Consider the following 7,606-nt stretch of genomic DNA (forward strand, 5'->3'; position numbering starts at 1 on the left):
ATTTAAGCAAGCCCAACATCAATCGAAAATCAGTGTTGCAAAAACGGGGGTGACCATAGATTTTATCGTTTTATGATGCTTTTATTCACCGCTGAAGCAGGAATGAGCGATATTTAATTTTTGTTTGATGTGTATCAAGTACACTTATACCTGTGCATTTATTATTGATAATCGTTATTAGTTTTGTTTTTTTCTGAGCATTTACAGCAATTATACCGCGTGAATTCACTCAAGGATTCTGCAGTTTCTCTTTAAGAGCCCAACTATGACGCCAGGTCTACACACTCTTCTTGATATTCCCCTCAATGTCAGCGACGTGGTTGCGCGAATTCGTCTCAGCGGCGAGTACATCAACGCTTATTGGAGCTAGGTATTCGCGTCGGGGGTGAAATTCGGGTTATCCAGCGCGAAGTAAACCAGCCATTGATGCTGGCTGCGGGCGACGGTCGTATCGCGATTAATTGGGATATGGGCAAGCAGGTCTGGCTGGCACCGCAGGTTACACAAGGTTGATGCCATCGGGCAGCAACAGGGTGACATAACGAGGCGGTAATTCAACGAAGAGTGGTATTTATGACAGAGGCCGTGTTTCCCGTAGGCAGTTCCTGGCGTGTGCAAGGTTATCAAAAAGGATCGGCGGATTACCGCAAGCGCTTGCTGGCGTTAGGGGTTACGCCGGGGGTGACCTTCACGGTCACCCGGATAGCGCCACTGGGCGATCCTATCGAATTGCGTTTGCGCGGTGCTGCTATCAGCTTGCGCAAGAGTGAAGCACTGATATTGATCCTGGAGCCGTGCTGATTTTCAGGATCTGGAGTTGCCAGGTATGTGGATTGCGAGGCATGTCTGCCTGATTAAAGCTCGTTCGAGTAAGGAACCGTTATGGTCGCACATCCCGTCATTGGTGTTGTTGGCAACCCCAATTGTGGCAAAACCACCCTGTTCAACCTGCTGACAGGGGGAAAACAAACGGTAGGGAATTGGCCCGGTGTCACCGTCGAGAAAAAGGTCGGTTAGTTCCTCTACAAAGGCCAACGCTTCACGCTGGTCGATCTTCCTGGCGTTTACTCGCTCAATCCAGCCTCGGAAAGTGCCGAGGATGAGCGCGTCGCGCGTGATTATATCCTCTCCGGCGAAGCACATTTGGTGCTGAACATTCTTGATGCGGCCAATTTTGAGCGCAACCTGTATCTCACGGCGCAGTTGCTGGACATGAACGTGCCAATGATCGTTGCGGTTAACATGATGGACATCGCCTCTTCGCGCAAGCTTGAGATCGATATCGCCGCTTTGCAAAATCGGCTAGGGTGCCCCGTTATCCCCATCACCGCCAGCCAAAACAAAGGGATTGATGTGTTGCGTGTCAGCGCTGGCGGACATTCGTTCCCCTAACGTTGAAGTGCCTTACGATGCGCCGCTGAAAAATGCTGCGGTGCAAATGGCGTTACGTTTAACGGATATTCCAAGCGTAACGCATCCGTATTGGTTGGCGCTGCAATTGCTGGAAGGGGATACCATCGTTCGTTCTCGCTTACCCGCGACGGCATTGTTCACCAGCGGTGGGCAAAACCTGGTATTCGGACTCTATCTGGTGGGTATTTTTGCCGCTATCGCCACTGGCTTTATGCTGAAAAATACTGCGCTACAAGGCGATGCCTCTACGTTCGTCATGGAGATCCCGCCATACCATTTGCCAGGATTGCGCAGCGTGCTAATTCGTACCTGGGATCTGCTCAAGGGTTTTATTCTGCGTGCAGGCAAACTGATTGTCGTGGTCGTCACCGTGCTCAGCTTTTTCAACTCCATGGGTACCGACGCTTCGTTTGGTAATCAGGACATTGATAAATCAGTGCTTTCTTCCATCGGTCAGAAAATTGTGCCGATGTTCGCGCCGATGGGGATAAAAGCGGAAAACTGGCCTACCGCTGTCAGTGTTTTTACCGGCATTTTTGCCAAAGAAGCGATGGTGGGTACACTGGATTCACTGTATGGCGCGATGACTGATAGCCAATCAGGTGAGCAGGAAGAGGACGCACCGTTTAATCTGGGCGAAAGCGTTGTTGCCGCACTGGCAACCATTCCAGAGAATTTTGCCAAACTCGGTGGAGAGCTCCTCGATCCGCTGGGCATCAGCGTTGGCGATTTAAGCGATACCGCCGCCGTAGCGGAACAGAACGAATTTTCCGTCTCATCGCTGGATATCATTGTGCACCTGTTCGATGGCCGCTTACGGGCGGTGGCCTACTTACTGATGGTCTTGATGTATGTGCCTTGCGTTGCGGCATTGTCAGCTATCTGGCGCGAAGTGGGCACGGTATGGGCGCTGTTCTGTTTCGTGTGGACGATAGAGCTGGGCTATGGCGCTGCGGTGTTGGTGTATCAAGCGGGGCGGTTTGCTAACCATCCTCTTTATTCTGCCTCTGCCTCTGCCATTGGCGCTGTGCTGGCCGTGTGGGCGATTACTGTATTTTTCCTGCGCCGCAATGGCAATCTGAGGCAGCAATCTGCGGTGGTGCGAGCAGCATAAACCCATGGCTGTGCGAATCAGGAGGATGAGATGACACTGATTGAACTGCGCGATTTCGTGAAGCAAAGGCAACGCGTTTCGTTGCAAGAGATCAGCCAACGCTTCCACATCGAAACCGGTGTATGATAGCTATCTGGGTCCAGAAGGGAAAAATTAGCAGTCACGAAAATGCCAGTGGCGGTTGTAGTGGCTGCTGTTCATGCGAGAAAGGGCTGCAGCTTTACTACGAATGGGTGGGGTAACGATGCATCATAAAGGGCTAGCCCTTTGCGCATTAACGGCCGGCTTTCAATTGTTGAAAATAGTTTTCATACAGCGTGTTGGCGCTGCCCACGCCGTTTTGCCATTCCCCTTTCTGAATGGTCTCTTCATCAGGGTAGAGCGTCTTGTCATTTGCCACCTCAGCGGGCAGTAATTTTTTCGCTGCCAGATTGGGCGCCGGGTAACCGATGGTTTCGGCAACCTTTGCTGCCACATCCGGGCGCAACAAGAAGTCGATGAGCTTCATGGCACCCTCTTTGTTCTTGGCGTTGGCGGGGATCGCCAAACTGTCCATCCAGAAAATGCCACCTTCTTTTGGCCAGATAACGTCGAGCGGTGTTCCTGACTGGCGGGCAACGTAAGCTGAGCCGTTCCAGATCATACCCAGATTGACTTCACCTTCGATAAACGTATTCCCGGGGTTGTCGGAGTTAAAGGCCAGCACGTTCGGCATCAGCGTCTTTAATTCGTTATACGCAGCTTCGATCTCTTTGGGATCGGTGGTATTTGCCGAGTAGCCCAGTTTACGTAACGCAATCTGGAACACTTCACGGGCATCGTCGGTCAGCAACAGACTACCCTTATACTTAGCATCCCAAAAATCACCCCAGTCGGTCACTGTTGCCGGGTCGATGGCATCACGGTTGATGCCGATAGCGGTGGCTCCCCAGATGTAGGGAATGGAGTATTCATTGTTTGGGTCGAAGAATTTGTGCAGCAGACTAGGATCAAGATTGTGGAAATTGCTCAGTTTGCTGGTATCAATCTTTTGCAGCATCCCTTCTTTGCTCATTTTGGACACGAAATAGGTCGAAGGCACCACCAAATCATAAGCGCCATCCTGATAGGTCTTCAGCTTGGCATACATGCTTTCGTTGGATTCGTAGGTGGACTAAATCACCTTGATGCCCGTTTCTTTGGTGAACTGTTCCAGCAAACCGTGGGGGACATACTCTGTCCAGTTGTAGAAATAGATCGTCTTGTTATCCTTCGCATTGGCGGCATTCAGGCTGAGTGCCATGGCGCACGCGGCCAGCAGGTAGGGCAATTTTTTCACAATAAACCTCCTTAACGTCCCAAAGGTTGGAATGATTATTTTTTGGTGCGATCCCGCAGTATTAACTGACTGCTAAGCACCAGCAGTAACGATAACAACAGCAAAATGGTGGCCAGCGCGTTGACTTCAGGTGAGACACCCACTTTAACCATGGAATAGATTTTCAGCGGCAAGATTTCATAAGAAGGACCCGTGACAAAGGATGATACCACCACATCATCCATGGACAGGGTGAAGCTCAGCAACCAGCCAGCGGCAACGGCAGGCATCGCAAGGGGCAGAATAATCTTGCGTAGTATGATGATCTCACTGGCTCCTAAATCTCGAGCAGCCTCCAGCATTCGAATATCAAACCCTTTCAAGCGCGAATACACCGTGATCACGACAAACGGTAGGCAGAACGTAATGTGCGAAAACAGCAGTGACCAGAATCCGAGCGAAATCCCGAGTAGCATAAACAGTACCAGCAGGGAGATGGCCATGACGATATCTGGCGACATCATCACCACAAACAGCATGCCGCTGACAAAGGGCTTACCGCGAAAGTGATAACGGTAAAGCGCCACGGCGGTGAGCGAGCCGATTGCCGTGGCAAACGTGGCGGAAAATACCGCCATCGTCAGTGAATGGCTGGCCGCCTCGAGCAGACTGTCGTTGTTTAACAGCAGGCGATACCACTCAAGGGTGAATCCCTGCCAGTTAATGCCAAAACGCGCCTGATTAAATGAATTCACAATCAGAATCAGGATTGGAATATACAGATAGGCGTAAATCAGGCTCATAAAGCCGCTACGCAATAAACGTCCCATCATTCCAGATCCACCTTTTTATTCAATAAACGGGCTGCGCGGTAGTACACAAACAGCATCAGACCCATCACCAACGTCAGACAAATACTGGTGGCTGTGCCAAAGGGCCAATCGCGAATATTCAGGAATTGGCTTTTTATCACGTTGCCAATTAGCAGGTTTTTTGCACCTCCCATCAAGTCAGCCACGAAAAACAGCCCCATCGCAGGCAGTAATACCAGCAGGCAGCCCGCAATAATGCCGGGCATGGTCAGCGGGATCACAATGCGGATGAACGACTGCCACTTGTTGGCACCCAGATCCCGCGCCGCTTCCAGATACGTGTTGTCGAGTTTTTCAATGCTGGAGTAGAGTGGTAACACCATGAACGGCAATAGGATATAGACCAAACCTAGCACCACCGCCTGTGAGGTGTACATAATGCCCAGCGGATCGTCGATAATCCCAGTCCATAACAGAAACTCGTTTAGGTAGCCTCGCGTGCTCAGGAAAATTTTCAATCCGTAGATACGAATCAACGAGTTGGTCCAGAACGGGACAATCAGCAGGAACAGCAGCATCGGTCGTATTTTTTCCGGCAGCCGCGCCAGGATAAAGGCAAAAGGGTAGCCAATCAGCAGGCAGCATAACGTAGCGATGACCGCCATATTTAAGGAATGCAGCAGCACCGAGGCGTACAGGGGATCGCTCAGCCGCGTATAGTTTTCCAACGTGAACACCATAGTGATCAAGTTGGCATCATCGCGCGTCAAAAAGCTGGTGCCAATGATCATGAGGTTAGGGATGAACACAAACAGCATCAGCCAGGCAACGATTATGGTAATGATGATGTTTTGAAAACGTTTACGCGGTGGCTTCATCGTGCAGCACGACCTCCCAGCTCTCTACCCAGGTGATAGCCACCTTTTGGTTGAGTGAGTGATCGACATCGGGGTCATCTTCATTGAAGAACTCGCTGACCATCACCATTTTTCCGTTCTCCAACTCAATGGTGGAGTCAAGCGTCATGCCCTTATAGTTGCGTTCACGCACATAACCGATCATGCCTTCGACTGCACTGTCGTCATTAATTTCCTCTACGCGCAAATCTTCGGGGCGCAGCAGGACTTTTAATGATTGTCCTGTGCTCACCGGAAAATTGACAGTGATAGGGCAGGCGCGGGCTTCAACCATAGCCTGAACGCGATTCCCCTGTTCGGGGGCGATCACGATGGCATCAAAAATGTTGATTTCACCAATAAAACTGGCAACGAACAGATTACAGGGTTCTTCGTAGATTTCTCTTGGCGTACCGTCTTGTTCAATTTTGCCGTCGCGCATCACCACGATGCAGTCTGACATGGTGAGCGCTTCTTCCTGATCGTGCGTAACAAAGATGAAGGTAATACCCAGTTTACGTTGCAGTGCTTTCAGTTCGTTTTGCATCTGCTTACGCAATTTGTAATCCAGAGCGGAAAGTGATTCATCCAGCAATAATACCTTGGGCTTGTTCACCACGGCGCGGGCAATCGCGACACGCTGTTGCTGCCCGCCGGACAGTTGATGCGGGCGACGCGTTGCAAACTCGTCCAACTGAACCATTTTCAAGGCGTCCATGACGCGAGGTGCGATCTCGGCAGACGGTGTTTTCTGCATTTTCAGCACGAAGGCGATATTTTCAAACACGCTAAGGTGGGGAAATAGCGCATAACTCTGAAATACCGTGTTGACGTAGCGCTGTTCGGCGGGCTGATGGGTAATGTCCTGCTGCTCAAGTAAAATGGCACCGTTATCGACATTTTCCAATCCGGCAATCAAACGCAGTACCGTGGTTTTACCACAGCTGGAAGGGCCAAGAATGGTCAAAAACTCACCGTGATTAATGGTGAGATCGAAATGGGAGATGATGTCTTTGCCATCAAATCCTTTACGTACATCGCGCAGTTCAACAACCGGCACGGATGCGGAAGAAAGGTTTTCATTCATGGTGGTCTGGCTCAGTTTCCATCGTTGGCGCATGCATAGTATGTAAAGCGCTGCATGACCAGGGTTATCACCTTTGCGTGTATAGCGTCGTTAGGGGGGCATTCTACGGGAAACCCCAGTGTACGCCAACTTATACGCGCACTCTTGCGACGAAGAAAGTCGGTTAATCATGAGATTAGCGATTCCGGTGTACCCCATGAGCGATGAGATAAAAAGTTGTAAGCATCATGTGTTGTTGACGTTAAAAAAATGCGACCGTAGCGCGAACAAAATAGCAGCGTAACGTCCTGGTTTTATGAATCCAATGATTTGTCCGTCCGCAAAAGGCGGTTTTGATGCATTCGGTGGCTAAGATGGTAAAAACTGACCTGACGCAATATTTGCCGGGAAAGCCATCAGCATAATATCCATCAGGGTTCAGGGGGCTGAAATATGGAAAAATTACTCGATCGTTTTTTAAATTATGTCACTTACGATACGCAGTCTAAGCCGGGCGTAAGGCATGTGCCGAGCACGGAGGGCCAACTCAAGTTGGCGCGCGCCTTGCAGCAGGAACTGATAACGCTCGGGTTTGATCAGGTTACTCTGAGCGAGCATGGTTGTGTCATGGCGACGCTGGCCTCTAATGTGGCATGGCAAGTGCCTACCATCGGTTTTATTTCTCATATGGATACCTAGCTGGATTACAGTGGGAAGAATGTGAACCCTCAGATCCTGGAAGATTACCGCGGTGGCGATATTGAACTCGGTATTGGGGATGAAATCTTGTCGCCCGTGATGTTCCCGGTGCTGCATCAATTGTTGGGTAACACCCTCATCACGACGGATGGCAAAACCCTGCTGGGTGCAGACGATAAAGCCGGTATTGCGGAAATAATTACGGCGATGGTATGGCTAAAACACCAGCAAACGCCACATGGTACTGTAAGCACAGAGGTTTTAGTTCCACGCACTTTTTGAGATTTCCGGGTTTTCAGCCATCAGCCG

Annotated in this window: 8 protein-coding genes and 3 pseudogenes; 7 read left to right on the forward strand and 4 right to left on the reverse strand. The window is 50.4% G+C overall.

The features are described 5' to 3' along the window. The first annotated feature begins 360 nt into the window (after nucleotides 1-360). The 6 genes and pseudogenes from CS369_RS23480 (at nucleotide 361) to CS369_RS25145 (ending at nucleotide 2,769) form a co-directional block, all read left to right on the forward strand. Complete coding sequence (locus CS369_RS23480) at nucleotides 361-513, forward strand: FeoA domain-containing protein (RefSeq protein WP_244664925.1); 153 nt, start codon at nucleotides 361-363, stop codon at nucleotides 511-513. 60 nt (nucleotides 514-573) lie between these two features. Then, on the forward strand, nucleotides 574-801 hold the full coding sequence (locus CS369_RS09955) for a FeoA domain-containing protein (RefSeq protein ID WP_196906960.1): 228 nt from the start codon (nucleotides 574-576) through the stop codon (nucleotides 799-801). Nucleotides 802-882: 81 nt separating this feature from the next. Further along, nucleotides 883-1,392: pseudogene (locus CS369_RS23485) on the forward strand (FeoB small GTPase domain-containing protein). Continuing rightward, nucleotides 1,361-2,527, forward strand: a complete 1,167-nt coding sequence (locus CS369_RS09960) for a nucleoside recognition domain-containing protein (protein ID WP_244664926.1) — start codon at nucleotides 1,361-1,363, stop codon at nucleotides 2,525-2,527. The pseudogene CS369_RS23485 and the gene CS369_RS09960 overlap by 32 nt, the downstream one beginning before the upstream one ends. Before the next feature lie 30 nt (nucleotides 2,528-2,557). After that, nucleotides 2,558-2,653: a FeoC-like transcriptional regulator gene (locus CS369_RS25140; protein WP_374191048.1), complete on the forward strand. Its 96-nt coding sequence runs from the start codon at nucleotides 2,558-2,560 to the stop codon at nucleotides 2,651-2,653. Continuing rightward, nucleotides 2,650-2,769: a FeoC-like transcriptional regulator gene (locus tag CS369_RS25145; RefSeq protein WP_374191049.1), complete on the forward strand. Its 120-nt coding sequence runs from the start codon at nucleotides 2,650-2,652 to the stop codon at nucleotides 2,767-2,769. The genes CS369_RS25140 and CS369_RS25145 overlap by 4 nt, the downstream gene beginning before the upstream one ends. A gap of 32 nt (nucleotides 2,770-2,801) precedes the next feature. Here CS369_RS25145 and potD read toward each other — a convergent pair. From potD to potA, 4 genes and pseudogenes are all read right to left on the reverse strand, one after another. Next, a pseudogene (gene potD / locus CS369_RS09970) lies at nucleotides 2,802-3,809 on the reverse strand (spermidine/putrescine ABC transporter substrate-binding protein PotD). A 71-nt stretch (nucleotides 3,810-3,880) separates the two neighbouring features. Beyond that, nucleotides 3,881-4,657 carry a spermidine/putrescine ABC transporter permease PotC gene (potC, locus tag CS369_RS09975; protein ID WP_196906961.1) on the reverse strand — a complete coding sequence of 259 codons (777 nt, stop codon included), beginning with the start codon at nucleotides 4,655-4,657 and terminating at the stop codon, nucleotides 3,881-3,883. After that, the gene (gene potB / locus CS369_RS09980; protein ID WP_196906962.1) at nucleotides 4,654-5,514 is read right to left on the reverse strand and encodes a spermidine/putrescine ABC transporter permease PotB; all 861 of its coding nucleotides are present in this window, start codon (nucleotides 5,512-5,514) and stop codon (nucleotides 4,654-4,656) included. The genes potC and potB overlap by 4 nt, the downstream gene beginning before the upstream one ends. Then, nucleotides 5,498-6,619 carry a spermidine/putrescine ABC transporter ATP-binding protein PotA gene (potA, locus tag CS369_RS09985; protein ID WP_374191050.1) on the reverse strand — a complete coding sequence of 374 codons (1,122 nt, stop codon included), beginning with the start codon at nucleotides 6,617-6,619 and terminating at the stop codon, nucleotides 5,498-5,500. Before potA ends, potB begins: the two co-directional genes overlap by 17 nt. Before the next feature lie 432 nt (nucleotides 6,620-7,051). Between potA and CS369_RS09990 the strand changes: the two are divergent. Beyond that, nucleotides 7,052-7,546, forward strand: a pseudogene (locus tag CS369_RS09990) (peptidase T); the annotation flags it as partial. Between the last annotated feature and the right edge of the window lie 60 nt (nucleotides 7,547-7,606).

The organism is Candidatus Symbiopectobacterium sp. 'North America' (assembly GCF_015762685.1).
GTDB lineage: Bacteria > Pseudomonadota > Gammaproteobacteria > Enterobacterales > Enterobacteriaceae > Symbiopectobacterium.

Excerpts from the sequence above, each read along its gene's own strand:
- potB (WP_196906962.1), bottom strand. The coding sequence starts at position 5,514 with ATGAAGCCACCGCGTAAACGTTTTCAAAACATCATCATTACCATAATC.
- CS369_RS25145 (WP_374191049.1), top strand. The coding sequence starts at position 2,650 with ATGATAGCTATCTGGGTCCAGAAGGGAAAAATTAGCAGTCACGAAAAT.
- potA (WP_374191050.1), bottom strand. The coding sequence starts at position 6,619 with ATGAATGAAAACCTTTCTTCCGCATCCGTGCCGGTTGTTGAACTGCGC.
- CS369_RS25140 (WP_374191048.1), top strand. The coding sequence starts at position 2,558 with ATGACACTGATTGAACTGCGCGATTTCGTGAAGCAAAGGCAACGCGTT.
- potC (WP_196906961.1), bottom strand. The coding sequence starts at position 4,657 with ATGATGGGACGTTTATTGCGTAGCGGCTTTATGAGCCTGATTTACGCC.
- CS369_RS09955 (WP_196906960.1), top strand. The coding sequence starts at position 574 with ATGACAGAGGCCGTGTTTCCCGTAGGCAGTTCCTGGCGTGTGCAAGGT.